Origin of the sequence: Pleomorphomonas carboxyditropha, assembly GCF_002770725.1 — a bacterium.
Classification (GTDB): domain Bacteria; phylum Pseudomonadota; class Alphaproteobacteria; order Rhizobiales; family Pleomorphomonadaceae; genus Pleomorphomonas; species Pleomorphomonas carboxyditropha.
Map to the genome: position 1 here is coordinate 1 of NZ_NQVN01000033.1, position 16,400 is coordinate 16,400.

The 16,400-nt window shown below is 69.8% G+C and carries 12 protein-coding genes; 5 read left to right on the forward strand and 7 right to left on the reverse strand.

Annotation, left to right across the window (positions count from 1 at the left end):
• Nucleotides 1-534: 534 nt before the first annotated feature.
• Both CJ014_RS25175 and CJ014_RS25180 read right to left on the reverse strand, forming a co-directional pair.
• Complete coding sequence (locus CJ014_RS25175) at nt 535-1,722, reverse strand: CCA tRNA nucleotidyltransferase (RefSeq protein ID WP_100083266.1); 1,188 nt, start codon at nt 1,720-1,722, stop codon at nt 535-537.
• Nucleotides 1,719-2,645, reverse strand: a complete 927-nt coding sequence (locus tag CJ014_RS25180; RefSeq protein WP_133121948.1) for an NUDIX hydrolase — start codon at nt 2,643-2,645, stop codon at nt 1,719-1,721. Before CJ014_RS25180 ends, CJ014_RS25175 begins: the two co-directional genes overlap by 4 nt.
• A gap of 104 nt (nt 2,646-2,749) precedes the next feature.
• Here CJ014_RS25180 and CJ014_RS25185 point away from each other — a divergent pair, with 104 nt between their 5' ends.
• The 5 genes from CJ014_RS25185 to CJ014_RS25205 all read left to right on the forward strand — a co-directional run bounded on the left by CJ014_RS25185 (nt 2,750) and on the right by CJ014_RS25205 (nt 10,511).
• Nucleotides 2,750-3,748, forward strand: a complete 999-nt coding sequence (locus CJ014_RS25185; RefSeq protein WP_100083291.1) for an AAA family ATPase — start codon at nt 2,750-2,752, stop codon at nt 3,746-3,748.
• A 3-nt stretch (nt 3,749-3,751) separates the two neighbouring features.
• Nucleotides 3,752-4,639, forward strand: a complete 888-nt coding sequence (locus CJ014_RS25190) for a DUF58 domain-containing protein (RefSeq protein ID WP_100083268.1) — start codon at nt 3,752-3,754, stop codon at nt 4,637-4,639.
• Entirely contained in the window at nt 4,636-7,407 is a 2,772-nt protein-coding gene (locus CJ014_RS25195) for a DUF4159 domain-containing protein (RefSeq protein WP_100083269.1), read from the forward strand. The genes CJ014_RS25190 and CJ014_RS25195 overlap by 4 nt, the downstream gene beginning before the upstream one ends.
• A 7-nt stretch (nt 7,408-7,414) precedes the next feature.
• Complete coding sequence (locus tag CJ014_RS25200; RefSeq protein ID WP_100083270.1) at nt 7,415-9,496, forward strand: hypothetical protein; 2,082 nt, start codon at nt 7,415-7,417, stop codon at nt 9,494-9,496.
• 64 nt (nt 9,497-9,560) lie between these two features.
• Entirely contained in the window at nt 9,561-10,511 is a 951-nt protein-coding gene (locus tag CJ014_RS25205; protein WP_100083271.1) for an IS481 family transposase, read from the forward strand.
• A 97-nt stretch (nt 10,512-10,608) separates the two neighbouring features.
• Here CJ014_RS25205 and CJ014_RS25210 read toward each other — a convergent pair whose 3' ends face one another.
• The 5 genes from CJ014_RS25210 to cydB form a co-directional block, all read right to left on the reverse strand.
• Entirely contained in the window at nt 10,609-11,193 is a 585-nt protein-coding gene (locus CJ014_RS25210) for a GNAT family N-acetyltransferase (protein WP_245427647.1), read from the reverse strand.
• A 355-nt stretch (nt 11,194-11,548) separates the two neighbouring features.
• Nucleotides 11,549-13,231 carry a thiol reductant ABC exporter subunit CydC gene (cydC, locus tag CJ014_RS25215; protein WP_100083273.1) on the reverse strand — a complete coding sequence of 561 codons (1,683 nt, stop codon included), beginning with the start codon at nt 13,229-13,231 and terminating at the stop codon, nt 11,549-11,551.
• Nucleotides 13,228-14,949: a thiol reductant ABC exporter subunit CydD gene (cydD, locus tag CJ014_RS25220; protein WP_100083274.1), complete on the reverse strand. Its 1,722-nt coding sequence runs from the start codon at nt 14,947-14,949 to the stop codon at nt 13,228-13,230. Before cydD ends, cydC begins: the two co-directional genes overlap by 4 nt.
• A gap of 172 nt (nt 14,950-15,121) precedes the next feature.
• A complete protein-coding gene (cydX, locus tag CJ014_RS25225; RefSeq protein WP_100083275.1) occupies nt 15,122-15,232 on the reverse strand; it encodes a cytochrome bd-I oxidase subunit CydX in 111 nt (36 codons plus the stop codon).
• Between the two features lie 16 nt (nt 15,233-15,248).
• Nucleotides 15,249-16,400 (reverse strand): cytochrome d ubiquinol oxidase subunit II, encoded by a 1,152-nt coding sequence (cydB, locus tag CJ014_RS25230; protein ID WP_100083276.1) that lies wholly within the window; start codon nt 16,398-16,400, stop codon nt 15,249-15,251.

The window sequence follows — 16,400 nt, forward strand, 5'->3', positions numbered from 1 at the left end:
GTTCAAAGAGTCCATTCCCGAAATCACAAGTTCACTCGACGAGGTCTTTCCACCTTAGCCCCACCCTTCCGGACAAAGCCAAAACGGAAACCTTATCAAGAAACGTGCACTCCGGCCTTAGCTCTTCCTGGCACATCCCCCAATCCCGAAGGACCAGGCAACGTACCGACAAGCCCTAAACGCCGGCCACGTTTCTCTTTCTTCCTATTCACTTGTCAAAGAACAGAGGAAAACCAGTCCCTCAAAGCCCACCGCCAGAACTCCAGCTCACAGCCAGGACCCGACAACAGAACACCGCCGGCACCACGTCGCCGCAGCGCCGCCGTCGTTGGACGTGCTTATAGGGGGGCGTATCGCCCTTGTCAACACCGACAAGTCCGGAGGGGAGAAGAACCATCCGCTTCAATAAAAACATTTAAATATCAATCTGTTACTTGTTTTCCAAACGGTCAAAAAACCGTCATGTCAGCAGCTTGAGCCGAAAAAAATATCGGAAAATTTCTATTCGCCGATCGGCAGTCCAAAGAAGGCGGCTCAATCGCCGTCAAACGGCTCGGCAGGACAGCCGGCGGCGATCCAGGCGGCCTCGCGGCGGCGCAACTCGGCCCCCAGGGCCGGCCCCGGAACGTAGCCTTCCGACATGAGCCGGGCGGCCGTTATGGGCGATCGGGGCGGCCTGAACTCGCAAGCCAGGCGGACGAGATCCGCCGCAGGTTCCTCGCCCTTGTCCGCCGCGGCGAGAAGCAATGCCGCAAAAGCGACGTCGTTGCCGCCGCGAACCACGGCGAGGCGGACGGTCGCCTCGTCCATCCCTGCAGCGATTTCGCCCGCCCAATGGGCGATCGCCTCGATCAGCTTGCTTTCCCGCCCGGACAGACGCAGCGCTTCGCCAAGCCTGATGCGATCGACGGCAAGCGCCGCCAGACGCGCCTCGAGGCCGAATGTCCGCTCGTGCCGCGCCGCCAGATCGATCGCGTCGGAGAGCCGCTTCACGGCGCCGCCGCCCGGCAGGATGCGGGCGACAATCCCGGCCTCGTCCATCACGGCGAGGGCGGGCACCGCGCCGGCAGCGGTCACCAGCTTGCGCATTTCGGCACCGATGCGTTCGCGCGACAGCCGGTCGAGCCCCTCCTGCAACGCCACGGCCGCGGCGAGGCCCACGGCGTCGAGCGCACTACGGCCGTAGCGGGCATGGAAGCGGAAGAAGCGCAGGATGCGGAGATAGTCCTCCTCGATCCGTGCGACGGCATCGCCGATGAAGCGGACGTGGCCGGCGAGAGCGTCGGCGATGCCGCCGACCGGATCATGCAGAGCGCCATCGGCATCGGCGTAGATGGCGTTCATGGTAAAGTCGCGCCGCCGGGCATCGCCGGCCCAGTCGCGGGTGAAAGCGACGACGGCGTGGCGGCCGTCGGTCTCGAGGTCGGCCCTGAGCGTCGTCACCTCGAACGGCCGCCCGGAGGAGACGACCGTCACCGTGCCGTGCGCGATACCGGTCGGCACCGCCTTGAGCTTCGCGGCCGCCGCTCTGGCGGCCACCACGTCCGGCGGCGCCGTCGTTGCGATGTCGACGTCATCGACCGGCACGCCCATCAGCGTGTTGCGCACCGCCCCGCCAACCACGCGCGCCCGATCGCCGCCCTGCTCGATCGCCGCGATCACCCGCCGAAAGGCCGGATCGGCGAGGAAGGAAGCGCCAGCGATCGAGGCGGGCGCACTCATCGGAACACCTCCTCGTAGAAGCGCCGCAGGATGTTGCCGGTGACGCCCCAGATGCGGTGCTGGCCGTATTGGAGGGAAAAATAATGGCGGCGCCCACTCGCGCCTTCGACGAATTCCTCGCGATGATTCCCCGGGTCCAGCACAAAGTCGAGCGGAACCGAGAAGACCTCCGCCACCTCGCCGGGGTTGGGCATCAGCGCCGGGGTGCCGTCGATCAGCCCGATCACCGGGAAGACGCGAAAGCCCGACGGCGTCGGATATGGCGCGAGCAGGCCGACCGGCTCCACGACGGAACAGCTGAGGCCGACCTCTTCCTCCGCTTCGCGCAACGCGGCCTCGACCGGCGAGGCGTCTTCCGGCTCGATCTTGCCGCCGGGCAGCGCCACCTCGCCGGAGTGGACCCGCAGGCCGTCGGTGCGGCGAATCATGATCAGGTCGAGGCCGCTCGACCGACGCCGGCCGACAAGACCGATCAACACGGCGGCATCGCGCAGCGGCACGGTGGAAGCGTTCAAGCTGGCCGCGATTCGTCCCTCGGCGGAAGCGCGCAGCGCGCTGGCTGTCGCCAAAGGCCGCATGCGGTCTGCCCTGGCGAGAATTTCGGCCGGCCCGACTTCCTCCGGGATCACGCCCGCCTCCCGGCTGCCTGCCTTGATTTTGCTTGCCTCATGGGTTGAAACCAGATCCGGCGTCATTGCCGAAAGGTGATGCGCCGCGCGGCGGGAGATGTCAAACTCACCCGATGGACACAAGCCCGCCGGCGGCCGGAAGCGGAAACAAGAAGCCGTGATGCGGGTTCTGGTCCCACCGCCGGCGACCGAGAAAGAGACAAGAAGCCGCGAAAGCGGCTTCCGGCGCCAAGTGGCGCCCGCGAAGCGAAAGCCAAGGGCCGGAGGCCCGCCGGCGACTGAGGCATGAAACAAGAAGCCGCATCCAGCGGCTTCCGGCGCCAAGCGGCGCCCGCGAAGCGAAAGCCAAAGGCCGGAGGCCCGCCGGCGACTGAGGAATGAAAAAGGAGCAGCCCGCGATGGACGCAGACATCAAGACGGCCAACGATGCCGTTGCCGAGGCGGACGCCGCCTTCGCGCGGCTTTCGGCCGTGCGCGCCGCCATCGCCCGCGTCATCTTCGGACAGGAAGCGGCCGTCGAAGCGGCGCTGGTGACGCTGCTCTCCGGCGGCCACGGCCTGATCGTCGGCGTGCCGGGCCTCGCCAAGACCAAGCTGGTCGAGACGCTCGCCATCGTGCTCGGCCTCAGCGAGCGGCGCATCCAGTTCACGCCCGACCTGATGCCGTCCGACATCCTCGGCTCGGAAGTGCTCGACCAGGCGGTCGACGGCAGCCGCTCCTTCCGCTTCATCCGCGGCCCGGTATTCGCCCAGTTGGTCATGGCCGACGAGATCAACCGCGCCTCCCCGCGCACCCAGTCGGCGCTGCTGCAGGCCATGCAGGAGCATCACGTCACCGTCGCCGGCGTCCGCTACGATCTTCCGGCGCCCTTCCATGTCCTGGCGACGCAGAACCCGCTCGAGCAGGAAGGCACCTATCCGCTGCCCGAAGCCCAGCTCGACCGCTTCCTGCTCGAAATCGACCTCGACTATCCCGACCGCGACACCGAGCGCCGCATCCTGATCGAAACCACCGGCCACGAAGAGGCGACGGCCGAGCGGCTGCTCGCCGACGGCGAGCTTCAGGACCTGCAAGCGCTCGTCCGCCGCATGCCGGTCGGCGACCGCGTCGTCGAGGCCATTCTCGATCTGGTGCGCGGCGCCCGTCCCGGCGCCGATCTCGTGCCGGACGCCGCCCGCGACATCGCCTGGGGACCGGGGCCGCGCGCCGCCCAGTCGCTGATGCTGGCCGTGCGCGCCCGTGCGCTGATGACCGGCCGCTACGCGCCGTCGCTCGACGACGTCGCCGCCCTGGCCGTGCCGGTGCTGAAGCACCGCATGGCGCTGACTTTCGAGGCGCGCGCCCGGCGTCGCGCCGTTGCCGAGGTGATCGGCCTCGTCCTCGAAAAGGTGATCTAAGCCATGGCGGGGCACGATGCCCTGACGCCGGAAGGCGTCGCCGCAGCGCGTGGCCTCGCCACCGCCCTGCCCGACCTCCTCGTCGAGGCGCGGCGGGTGGCGAGCACCGTCGCCGCCGGCTGGCATGGCCGCCGCCGGGCCGGCCCCGGCGAGGACTTCTGGCAATTCCGCCCTTTTCTGTCCGGCGAATCCATGCGCGGCATCGACTGGCGACGATCGGCCCGCGACGAGACGCTCTATGTGCGCGAGCGCGAGCGCGAGAATGCGCATACCGTCTGGCTGTGGGTCGATCTCTCGGCGTCGATGGATTTCCGTTCCGAACTCGCCATCACCAGCAAACGAAATATGGCGCTGACGCTCGCCCTGGCGCTGGCCGAGCTGCTGGCGCGCGCCGGCGAGCGGGTCGGTCTCGTCGGCAACGCCGAGCCGACCACCCGGCGCGACGGCGCCGAGGTGATCGCCATGAAGCTCGTCCGGCTCGGCGCCGTCGAGGCGCGCCGGGCGCCGGTGGCCATGCGCCGCCGCGACGACGCCGTGTTCGTCTCCGACTTCCTCGGACCGCAGGCGGAGCGCGATTTGCTGTTTGCCGACCTCGCCGCGCTCGAAAGCCGCGTTCATCTCGTCGAGATCGCCGATCCCGTCGAGGAGACCTTTCCCTTTGCGGGCCGCGTCGACTTCGTCGATCCCGAGAACGGCGCCCGCCTCACCGCCGGCCGCGCCGAGGCCTGGCGCGACACCTATCTCGCCAGCCGGGCCGGCCACCGGGCGCGCCTCGTTTCGGCCTGCCGCCCCGGCTGGAGCCATACGCTCGCCCGCACCGACCGGCCGGCGACCGAAACGCTGATTGCCCTTTGCAGCCGGTTGTCGGCGCCGGAAGGAGGCGGAGCATGAGCGGCCTTTCCTTCGCCGCGCCGCTGGCGCTCCTCGGCCTTCTGGCGCTGCCGGCCATCTGGTGGCTTCTGAAGGCGACGCCGCCGCGTCCGGTGACGCGCCTCTTTCCACCGCTTGCCCTGATCGTCCGCCCCAAGCGCGACGAGGAGACGCCGGTCCGCACGCCCTGGTGGCTGATCGCCCTGCGCCTTCTTGTCGCCGGCCTGATCGTGCTGGCGGTCGCCGGGCCGATCCTTCAGCCGACCGAGCGCATCGTCCGTGGCGAAGGCCCGCTGTGGCTCGTCGTCGACAACGGCGCCAGCGCCGCTCCCGACTGGCCGGAGCGCCGCGCCACCGCCGCCGCCATTCTCGCCGAAACCGGCGACGCCGGCCGGCCGGTGCTGCTGGTCGCCACCGCCGACGGACCGGACGGCATCGGCGCGCAGACGACGGCCGCCGAGGCGGTCCGCCGCGTCAACGCGCTCGCCCCGCGCGCCGTCCTGCCTGACCGCGCGCCGCTCCTGCCCGCCCTCACCCGCCTGGCCGGGGAGACCCCGCCGGGCGAGGTGATCGTCCTGCCCGAACCGGGCGACAACGGCACGGCCCATGATTTCCTCTCCGGCCTCGCCCGGCTTGCCGGAACGGCACCAATGACGCTGGCCGTCTCCGGCCGGCCGGCGCCCGTGGCGATCGATGGCGTCGAACAGGACGGCGCCGCCGTCACCGTCCATCTGCGCCGGGCGGCGGCCGGCGCAGCGGCGGACGGCGGCCTCCGCCTGCTCGATCGCAAGGGACGGCTCCTCGACGAGCGGCCCTTTGCCCTGGCGGCCGGCGACGACCAGGCCGACGTCCGCTTCGAGCTGCCGCTCGAGATCCGCAACGACATCGCCCGCGCCGAGGTGGCGAACGGCAACTCGGCGCTGGGCGTTCACCTGCTCGACGACCGCTGGCGCCGCCGGTCGGTCGCCATCGTCACCGCGACGGGCAGCGAAGCGGCGCGGCCGCTGATCGCGCCCGAATACTTCCTCGAAAAAGCGCTCGCTCCCTTCGCCGAAGTGACCGTTTCCGGTCAGGGCGCTCTCTCGGACGCGTTCAAGGCGGCGATCGAGGCGCGGCCGGCCGCCATCCTGGTCTCCGACGTCGGCCGCCTCGGTCAGGGCGAGGCGGCGCTCGCCCGCGCCTTCATGGAGAGGGGCGGCGTGCTCGTCCGCTTCGCCGGGCCGCGGCTTGCCGCCTCGGACGAGACCGAAGTGCCAAGCCCGCTCCGGCGCGGCGACCGCGCCCTCGGCGGCTCGCTCTCCTGGAGCCGGCCCCAGGCGCTCGGCAGCTTCTCCGACAACGGCCCCTATGCCGGCCTCGCGGTTCCCGGCGACGTGACGGTGAACCGGCAGGTGCTGGCCGAGCCCGGCGTCGACCTAGCCGACCGGACGTGGGCCAGCCTGTCCGACGGCACGCCGCTGGTCACCGCCGCCCGCGTCGGCGCCGGCTGGCTGGTGCTGTTCCACGTCACCGCCGATACGCGCTGGTCCAACCTGCCGATCTCCGGCGCGTTCGTGGAGATGCTGCGCCGAACCGTCGCCCTCGGCTCGGCCGGCGCCGGTGCGCGCGACGTCGGCGGCAACGCCGTGCTGCCGCCGCTCTCCCTGCTCGACGGCTACGGCCGCCCGGCTGCGCCGGCGGCGGGCGTCACCGGCATCCGCGAGGCGGATATCGCGACGATCACCCCCTCGCGCTCCACCCCTCCCGGCCTCTACGGCAGCGACGACGGCTTCCGCGCCCTCAATCCGCTGCGGCCGGACATGGTCTATGCGCCGCCCGATCTCTCCGGCCTGCCGGACGGCGTCCGCCGTGCCGGGCTCGTCACCGAGGCGGCGATCGACCTGTCGCCCTTCGGCTTCGGCCTCGCCTTCCTGCTGCTCATCGCCGATGGCCTCGCCGTCACCGCGCTGGCCGGCGGGTTCAAAAGGCGGCGGGCCGCCGCGGCCGCCGTCATGGTCGGTCTTGCCCTTCTCCTGACGCCGCCCGTCGCCCGCGCCGCCGACGACGCGCGCCTCCTGGAGGCGCTGTCCGCCACCCGGCTCGCCTATGTCGAGACCGGCATCGCTGATCTCGACGAAACCAGCCGCGCCGGCCTTTCGACGCTGTCCCGATTCATCGCCAGCCATTCGTCGCTGGAGCCGGGCGAGCCGATGGCGGTCGATCCGGAACGCGACGAGCTGTCGGTCTTCCCGCTGATCTACTGGCCCATCGACGCGTCGGCGCCGATGCCGTCGACCGCCGCCATGGCTCGCGTCGAGGCCTTCATGAAGGACGGCGGCACCGTGCTGTTCGACAGCCGCGACGACGCCGACTTCTCGGCCGCCTCGCCCAACACGGCGCGCCTGCGCGACATGCTGGCCACCATCGACGTACCACCGCTCGAGCCGGTGCCGTCCGATCACGTGCTGACCAAGTCCTTCTACCTGCTCGGCACCTTCGTCGGCCGAACCGAAGGCTCGCCCTTGTGGGTCGAGGCGCCCGACGACGACAGCGGCGACGATGCCGGCGAGGTGCGGCCGGTGCGGGCCGCCGACGGCGTCTCCCCGCTTCTGATCACCGGCAACGACATGGCCGGCGCCTGGGCGGCCGACGAGGCCGGCGCCTTCCTGAACCCGCTGGTGCCCGGCTCGCCCCGCCAGCGCGAGCTCGCCTTCCGTGCCGGCCTCAATATCGTCATGTACGTCCTGACCGGCAGCTACAAGGCCGACCAGGTGCACGTGCCCGCCCTCCTCGAACGGCTGGGGGAATGAGGCCGTCATGATCTGGTCGATCGCCTTCGCGCCGCTTCTGCCCGTCTCCGTCCTCGTCGGCGGCGGCATCCTGGCGCTCGTCGTTCTCGCCCTGATGGCCTTCCGTCGCCGGCCCGGCGTGCTCCTCCGGGCCCTGGCGCTCGCCCTTCTCCTCCTCGGCGCCGCGAGACCCCAACTCGTCGCCGAGGACCGCAAGGCGCTGCCGTCCGTGGTGGCGCTGGTCGCCGACCGCAGCGCCTCGCAGTCGCTGGCCGGCCGGCCGGCCGACACCGACGCCGCCTACGCGACGCTCAAGGACAGGCTCTCCCACCTGCCCGGCGTCGAGCTGCGCGAGGTGCCGGCTGCCGCCACCGACAACGCCGACGGCACGCGCCTCTTCGCCGACGTCGCCCGCGCCCTGTCCGACGTGCCGGCCGACCGGATCGGCGGCGTCGCCATCGTCACCGACGGCCGGATCCACGATGCGCCGAAAGACGTCGCCGGCCTCGGCTTCTCGGCGCCGGTGCACGTGCTGGTCACCGGCGATCCCGGCGAATACGACCGCCGCATCGAGCTGACCGCCAGCCCGAAGTTCGCGCTCGTCCGCTCGACGCAGCGCCTCAGCTTCCGCCTCGTCGACGACGGCCGGTCGCCCGATGGCGGAGCCGTGCCGGTGGTCGTCCGCCGCGACGGCGAGACGGTGGCGACGGTGACCATGGCGCCGGGCGAGGAACGCTCCGTCGACATCGCCATACCGCACGCCGGCAACAACATCGTCGAGGTCGAGGCACCGCCGCTCGCCGGCGAGATCTCGCCGCTCAACAACACCGAGGTCGCCGTCGTCGACGGCGTGCGGCAGGCGCTGCGGGTGCTGCTGGTCTCCGGCGAGCCGCACGCCGGCGAGCGGACATGGCGCAATCTCCTGAAGTCCGACGCCTCGGTCGACCTCGTCCACTTCACCATCCTGCGGCCGCCGGAAAAGCAGGACGGCACGCCGATCGACGAATTGTCGCTGATCGCCTTCCCCACCCGCGAGCTGTTCGACGAGAAGATCGACGACTTCGACCTGATCATCTTCGACCGCTACGAGAAGCGCGGCGTGCTGCCGCTTCTCTACTTCGACAACATCGCCCGCTACGTCGCCGACGGCGGCGCGCTGCTGATGGCCGTCGGCCCCGATCCGCTCAATGCCGACAGCGTCTACGACAGCCCGCTCGCCCCCCTGCTGCCGGCCATTCCCGACGGCAATATCGTCGAGACGCCGTTCCGGCCGGCCGTCACCGCCCTCGGCGCCCGTCATCCCGTGACGGCGGGCCTGCCGGGCGGCGACGTCGACCCGCCCCGCTGGTCGCGCTGGTTCCGCCTCGTCGAGACCCGCGAGAACCGCGGCGACACCCTGATGTCCGGGCCGGACGGCAAGCCGCTCTTGGTGCTGTCGCGCGAGGGCAAGGGCCGCGTCGCCATGCTGCTCAGCGATGAGGTGTGGCTGTGGGCGCGCGGCTTCGAGGGCGGCGGCCCGCACGCCGAGCTGTTGCGCAACATCGCCCACTGGCTGATGAGCGAGCCGGAGCTCGAGGAGGAAGCGCTCCGCCTTTCCGGTGAGGGCGGCCGGCTCGCCGTCGAACGGCGCACGCTGAAGGAGACGGCCGCGCCGGTGACCGTCACCTTCCCCGACGGCTCCGAGCAGCGGATCGCCGACCTCGCTCCGCTCGGCCCCGGCCGCTTCGGCGCCAGCCTGCCGGCGCCGCTGCCCGGGCTCTACAAGGCGACCGACGGCACGCTGACCGCTCTCGCCCATGTCGGCCCCGCCAATCCACGCGAATTCCGCGCCCTCGTCTCGACCACCGAACCGGCAAGGCCGATCGCCGAGGCGACCGGCGGCGCGGCGATCCGGCTCAGGGCGGAGGCCGGCGGATCGCTCGCCGTGCCCACGGTGGCCATGCGCCGGTCGGCCGCCGGCACCTACGCGGGCGACGGCTGGATCGGCTTCAAGGCGTCGGAGGCCTACGAGGTGGCGGGTATCGAGACCGTACCGGTCTACCTCGGGCTGCTCGCCGCGGCCCTGCTGCTGCTGGCGGTCGGCGGCCTTTGGTGGCGGGAGAGCCGATAAGCCCTAGGTGTTTGATCCCGTGTTTTGATGGTGCAATGTTCTCGCAGGAATGGAGGGATGCGCTATGGGCCAAGTTCTACACGGGAGCGCCACAACGACAGAGGCGATCCGTCGAGCGATACAAAGTAGTCAAGAGAGCCTGAGGGCTCTGGCCAAGCGCTACGGCATCAACCAGAAGACGGTCGCCAAGTGGAAGAAGCGGACCTCTATCGCCGACCTTCCAACCGGGCCGCAAGACCCGCATTCGTCAGTGCTGTCGCTGGATGAGGAGGCGATCATCGTCGCCTTTCGCAAGCACACCCTGCTGCCGCTCGATGATTGCCTCTATGCGCTTCAGCCGACGATCCCACACCTGACGCGCTCGTCATTGCATCGCTGCTTGCACCGTCAGGGGATCAGTAGGCTCCCCGATGTCGAAGGCGACAAGGAGCCGAAGAAGAAGTTCAAGGCCTATCCAATCGGCTTCTTCCACATCGACATCGCCGAGGTGCAGACGGCAGAAGGCAAACTGCGCCTGTTCGTCGGGATCGACCGGACATCCAAGTTTGCCTATGCCGAACTTCATCAAGAGGCCGGCAAGATGGTCGCAGCCCAGTTCCTGCGCAACCTCATCGCAGCGGTTCCCTACACCATCCATACGGTACTGACCGACAACGGCATCCAGTTCACCAACCACGCCCGTCACAAATACGCCTTCCACCACATCTTCGATCGCGTCTGCGACGAGAACGGCATCGAGCACAGGCTCACGAAGATCAATCATCCCTGGACGAACGGACAGGTCGAGCGGATGAACCGCACCATCAAGGACGCTACCGTCAAGCGCTTCCATTACGACGATCACAACCAGTTGCGACGGCACCTCCAGGACTTCATCGACGCCTACAACTTCGGCCGCAGGCTCAAGACGCTTAAGGGCCTCACGCCCTACGAGTTCATCTGCAAACGATGGACTTCAGAGCCGGATCGTTTCATCTTCGATCCAATCCATCAAATGCCGGGACTAAACACCTAGAGCATCGGACCGAAAAGTGGACTCCGGTTTTCGGAAAATCCGATGCGACAACGAAAAACTAGATCGTCACTTTGCGTCCGTTAGGACGCACGACGATCTAGACGTTGGGGCGCACCGCCCTCACCGGGCCGGCGACGCCGTCGGACGCGCCCGGCGTGAGTTCGGCCCACAGCAGGCGAGCCGGATCGACCGGCCCCGGCAGTTGCAGCCGGCCGGCCGGCACGACGCGGAAGCCGAACGGCCAGTAATAGGGCAGGTCTCCGACCAGCACGACCAGCCGGTGGTGCCGTTGACGCGCCGCTTCCATGGAGAGCCGCATCAGCGCCTTGCCGACGCCGAGGTTCTTGAGCGCCGGCAATACGGCGAGCGGGCCGAGCAGCAGCGCCGGCGTTTCGCCCGCCGCGATGGCGGTGAGCCGCACCGAACCGATGATGTTCTCCCGGTAGGCGGCGACGAGGCTGGTCGGGCCATCGGGCGCATGGCCTTCCCGCAGGCGAAAGGCAGTGCGGCTGTAGCGGCCGGGGCCGAAAGTCACGTCGTGGATGGCGTCGATGGCGGCGGCGTCGCCGGCCATTTCCGGGCGGAAGGCGACGTCCTCGAGCGCAAAGCTGTCGATGGAGCGGGCAAGCGAGAGATCGATGGCGGTCATGTCGAACCGTGGGAAAGCGGGGTGCGGCGCCATCGATCCGCAGACCCCGGGGAGCGGCTGATCAGGCGCAGGAAGACGCGAAGGCGCGCTCAAAAGCGCGGGCGTCGCGTCGTCGTCGCTGATCGTGGCCGAGGAGCATGCAACTCTCCGAAAAGGTTCGCCGCCCCTTAGCATGACGGCGATGGCCGCACAAGCTGGAGCCTGCACGTTAGAAGGAAATTGGTTGAAGCCGCCTTGGCGGCTTTCGGCGCCAAGCGGCGCCGCGCGAAGCGGCATTTCGAGGCAAGAATCGCCTCGAAATGTACAAGCGGAGCGGAAAGCCTAAGGGCCGGAGGCCCGCCGGCGTTTGAGGCCGAGAATAGGCAAACGCCTATAGCGTTTGCGAAATTTATACTTCGGAAGCCGCGCGATTTGCGGCGATCCGGCCTTCGTCGAGCTTCACCACGCGATCCATGCGGTGAAGCGCCGCGCGGGCATGCGTGATCAGAATCACCGTCCGGCCGGCCATCCGGTCGAGCACTCGCTCGAGGACGGCAGCCTCGGTTTCCGGATCGAGCCCCTCGCCCGGCTCGTCGAGGACGAGGATGTCCGGATCGGGCAGCAACGCGCGAGCGATGGCGACGCGACGCGCCTCGCCGCCCGACAGCGTGGCGCCGGCGACGCCGACCGGCGTCGCGAGCCCCTGCGGCAAGCGGGCGACGAAATCGGCAAGACCGGCCGCCTCGATGGCGGCGGCGAGCTCCTCGGCCGTCGCCGAGGGGCGGCCGAGGCGGAGATTTTCCTCGAGCGTCAATGTGAAGAGATGCGGCCTCTGCGGCACCACGCCGACTGTCCGGCGGACGTCGGCAAGCGCGAGGTCGGCGAGCGGTACGCCGCCGAGCCGGATTTCTCCCAGATCCGGATCGCGCAGCCGGGCGAGCAGGGCGGCGACCGACGACTTGCCGGCGCCGCTTTTGCCGACCAGCGCCACGCGGCTGCCGAAGGGGATATCGAGGCTGACGCCATCGAGGGCCGGCCGGAGGCCGCCGGGATAATGCAGCGTCACGCCATCGAGGCGAAGATCGCGGCCTTCAGGCAATGGCCGGGGATTCGCCGGCTCGATGACCGGCGGCTTGCGATCGAGGATGGCGAACAGCCGCCGCGCCGATGCGAGCGTCGACGAGACGCCGAGAAAAGCCGCCGGCAGGCCCATGAAGACCTCGGCCGCCGACAGCGACAGAAGCGCCGCCATGGCGAGGTCCGGCCCCTCCATGCGACTGGCCGCGACGAGCGGCACGCCGACGGCCAGCGCCACGATCAGCGCCAGATCGCCGGAGAGGCGGCCGAGCGCCTGCCCGAACGCCGCCCGGCGGGCCAGCCGGCGCTCGGCTTGGACGAGCGAGGCCATCGCCCCGACCAGCCTGTCGCGATGACCGGCGAACGCGCCGACGGCGATGAGCGGCATGAGGCCGGAGAGATCGTCGACGACCAGCCGGCGGAGATCGGCCGAGCGCGCCGTCAGCGCACGCCCGGGACCGGCCGCCGCGACGGCGGCGAGCGCCGGCGCCAGGAGACCGCAGCCGGCGAGCACCGCGAGGACTCCGGCCGACAACAGCCCATCGTAAAGGAAGAGCAGCAGCCCGACGGCGGCGAGCGTCAGCAGAGCGACGATCAGCGGCGACAGAAGCCGCAGGAAAGTCAGCTCCAGCCGGTCGATGTCGGCCTTGAGACGAGCGAGCAGATCGCCCGAGCGGAGGTCGTCGAGGGCGGCCGGGGCGAGCGGCACCATCCTGGCGAACAGGTGGGCGCGCGTGTCGGCAAGAAGGCGCAACGTCGCCTCGTGGCCGACCACCCGGTCGATGTAGCGGCCGCCGGTGCGCAGGATGGCCAGCGTCCGGATGATCGCCGCCGGCGTGAAGTAGTTCATGGCAATGCCGGTAAGGCCGGCCGCCGCCATGGCGGTGATGAACCAGCCGGATATCGCCATCAGCCCGACATTGGCGAGCGTCGCCACCAGCGACACCAGCATCGACAGCAGGATCCAGCCGACATGCCGGCGATAGAGGCCGAGGAGACGGAGCAGATCTTTCACGCCGCGCCTCCGCCGTCCAGCGTCGCCGACATGGCGGCGAACGCGCCGCCGCGCGCCTTGAGCTCGGCCGGCGTCCCTTCCTCCGCCAGTCGACCGCCGGCGAGGACCAGCACCCGGTCGGCGGCCTCCACCGTGCGCAGACGATGGGCGATGGTAAGGCGCGTGCGGCCAGCCGAAAGCGCGGCGATCGCCTCTCCCACCGCCGCCTCGGTGGCGGCGTCGAGATGGGCGGTGGGTTCGTCCATCAGCACGAGCGGCGCTGGGGAGAAGAGCGCGCGGGCCAGCATCAGCCGCTGCGCCTCGCCGCCGGAAAGGCCGGCGCCGCCCTCGCCGATGCGGCTTTCCACGCCGTCGGGCAGCCGGGCGACGAACTCATCGGCGCGGGCGGCCCTGAGCGCCGCCGAGATATCGCCGGGCCGGCCCATTGCGATGTTCTCGGCGATGGTGGCGTCGAACAGGAAGGCGCGCTGCGGCAGGAAGGCGATGTGGCGCCTGATATCGTCGAGGTCGAGGGAGGCGAGCGGCCGGCCGTCGATCAGGATGGTGCCGGCCGACGGCTCCAGGAAGCCGCCGATCAGCGACAGGATGGTCGACTTGCCGGCGCCGCTCTCGCCGACGATCGCTACCTGCTCGCCGGCGCCGATGTCGAAGCTGACGCCATCGAGGGCAAGGCGGCCGTCGCCATAGCCGGCCGACACGTTGTCGAAGCGGACCGATACCGCCGCACCGGCGCCGAACGGCTCGCCGCCGGTGCGGCGAGGCACCGGCCGGGCCAGGAAGTCGACAAGCCGCTCGGCGGCGGCCACCGCTTCCATGCGGGCGTGCCGCTCGGTGCCGAGCATCCTGAGCGGCGCGTAGAACAGCGGGGCGAGCAGCAGCACGGTGAGGCCGTCGACAAAGGCGATCTCACCCCACAGCAGCCGGAACCCCACCAAGACCGCCGTCACGGCGATGGAAACGGTGGCGAAGAATTCCAGCACCAGCGCCGACAGGAAGGCGAGGCGCAGCACCTTCATGGTCTCGCGCCGGTATTCGTCGGCGGTTCGGGCCACCAGCTTCACCTCGCGCTTCGCCGCGCCGAGCAGCACCAGGTCGGCGAGACCGGCCACGGCGTCCAGGAGATGTCCGCCGAGCCGCGCCATCGAGGCCCATTGCCGCTGGTTGGCCCGTTCGGCCGAGCGGCCGGCCAGCACCATGAACATCGGCAGAAGCGGCAGGGTCACGGCGAAGATCGCCGCCGAGCGCCAGTCGACCGGCAGCACGACAAGCAGGATGGCGACGGGCAGCACGGCGACGGCGGCCGTCGCCGGCAGCCACTGCCGCCAATAGGGCTCGATGCCGGCGACGGCGTCGGTCAGCGTCGTGGCGAGATCGCCGGTGGCGGTACCGGCCAGCCGCACCGGCCCGAGGGCGGCGACCTGATCGAGAAGACGAGCGAACAATCCCTGCCGCGCCCGCGCCGCCGCCTCGAAGCCGACCTGAGCGCCGGCATAGCCGATCACCGCCCTGAGGACGGCGATGCCGACAAGCTGCATCAGCCAGGAGAGGACGGCGGCAAGGTCAGCGCCCTGAAAGACCGCGGCGTCGATGATGCGGGCGGTGACGAAGGCAGCGGCCACTCCGAGCAGGCCCTCGGCGACGGCGGCGGCGAGAAGCAGCGCCGTCTCCCTTCGCACACCGGCCGAAAGATCTTCGAGAAGGGTCTCGGGTTTGCTCATGCGCGAATGGGCCGGTGATGAGATGTGGCAAGCCGGAGTGCCACGCGCCGACCGGAACCGCAAGGGCGGTCGCCTTCACTTGGGCGCGATTGAAAACAGGACGGCCGGCACGGTGGGCGGGACGACCGTGCCGGCCTTGAAAGACGCGGCGGAGGCCGCCGCGCCGGATCGGTTATTCGGACGCGTCGATGTCGAGACCGTCCTGGAATTCGAACCACATGACGTTGATGACGCCGATCGCCGCCGCGGCCGTGACGCCAAGGATCCAGGCAAAATACCACATTGTCCGTTCTCCTCCGTCAGTAGGCCGAATGCGAGCGGGCGCCGATGTCGTCCGCCGTGACGCGGCCCCACATCCGCCAGTAGCACCAGAGGGTGTAGGCGAGCACGACCGGCAGGAAGATGATCACGGCCCAGAACATGACGTTGAGCGTCAGGTGGCTGGACGTGGCGTCCCACATGGTCAGGCTGGCGTTGGGGTCGAGGCTCGACGGCATCACGAAGGGGAACATCGAGAGGCCGGCGGTGCCGATGATGCCGGCGATGCCGAGCGCCGACGTCACGAAGGCGAGGCCGGGCCGGTCGGCCTTGGCGAGAAGCGCGGTGAGGAGCGGTCCGACGAGGCCGACCACCGGCGCCAGGATGGTGATCGGCATCGTCGCGTAGATGTCGAACCAGGCGCCCGGCGCCACCACCACCTGCTTGCCGAGCGGGTTGGGCAGGGCATCGAGCGGCGGCTGCGACACGATGCGATAGCCGTCGATGCCGAGCCAAACCCAGACGCCGGCGATTGCGAACAGCGCGGCGACCACCGGTGCCAGCCGGATCACCAGCGCCTGCGACCGCGCCGCCACCTCACCGGAGGCACGAAGCTGCAGCCAGACGGCCCCGTGCGCGACCAGCATGCCCAGCGAAATGAGGCCGGCCAGCAGCGCGAAGGGGTTGAGCAGCGGCAGCAGGGCGAAGATGAACGAGCCCTGGTAGTGGGCACGCAGGATCTCGTCGAGGCGGAAGGGCACGCCCTGCAGGAGATTGCCGAAGGCGACGCCGAAGATCAGCGCCGGAATGGCCCCGCCGGCGAACAGTGCCCAGTCCCAGGTCGAGCGCCACTTCGGATTGTCGAGCTTCGAACGGTAGTCGAAGCCGACCGGCCGGAAGAACAGCGCGAACAGCACCAGGAGCATCGCCATGTAGAAGCCGGAAAAGGCGGCGGCGTAGACCATCGGCCAGGCGGCGAACAGGGCGCCACCGGCGGTGATCAGCCACACCTGATTGCCGTCCCAGTGCGGGCCGATGGTGTTGATGGCGATGCGCCGCTCGGCGTCGGTCTTGGCGACGAAGGGCAGAAGCGACCCGACGCCCATGTCCATGCCGTCGGTGATGGCGAAGCCGATCAGCAGCGCGCCGACGAGGATCCACCAGATGAACTTCAGCGTTTCATAGTCGAACAT

What these genes read in the sequence shown, in the direction of transcription:
- CJ014_RS25200 (WP_100083270.1), top strand. Translation starts at nt 7,415, where the DNA reads ATGATCTGGTCGATCGCCTTCGCGCCGCTTCTGCCCGTCTCCGTCCTC.
- CJ014_RS25190 (WP_100083268.1), top strand. Translation starts at nt 3,752, where the DNA reads ATGGCGGGGCACGATGCCCTGACGCCGGAAGGCGTCGCCGCAGCGCGT.
- CJ014_RS25175 (WP_100083266.1), bottom strand. Translation starts at nt 1,722, where the DNA reads ATGAGTGCGCCCGCCTCGATCGCTGGCGCTTCCTTCCTCGCCGATCCG.
- CJ014_RS25210 (WP_245427647.1), bottom strand. Translation starts at nt 11,193, where the DNA reads ATGGCGCCGCACCCCGCTTTCCCACGGTTCGACATGACCGCCATCGAT.
- CJ014_RS25205 (WP_100083271.1), top strand. Translation starts at nt 9,561, where the DNA reads ATGGGCCAAGTTCTACACGGGAGCGCCACAACGACAGAGGCGATCCGT.
- cydX (WP_100083275.1), bottom strand. Translation starts at nt 15,232, where the DNA reads ATGTGGTATTTTGCCTGGATCCTTGGCGTCACGGCCGCGGCGGCGATC.
- cydB (WP_100083276.1), bottom strand. Translation starts at nt 16,400, where the DNA reads ATGTTCGACTATGAAACGCTGAAGTTCATCTGGTGGATCCTCGTCGGC.
- cydD (WP_100083274.1), bottom strand. Translation starts at nt 14,949, where the DNA reads ATGAGCAAACCCGAGACCCTTCTCGAAGATCTTTCGGCCGGTGTGCGA.
- CJ014_RS25195 (WP_100083269.1), top strand. Translation starts at nt 4,636, where the DNA reads ATGAGCGGCCTTTCCTTCGCCGCGCCGCTGGCGCTCCTCGGCCTTCTG.
- CJ014_RS25185 (WP_100083291.1), top strand. Translation starts at nt 2,750, where the DNA reads ATGGACGCAGACATCAAGACGGCCAACGATGCCGTTGCCGAGGCGGAC.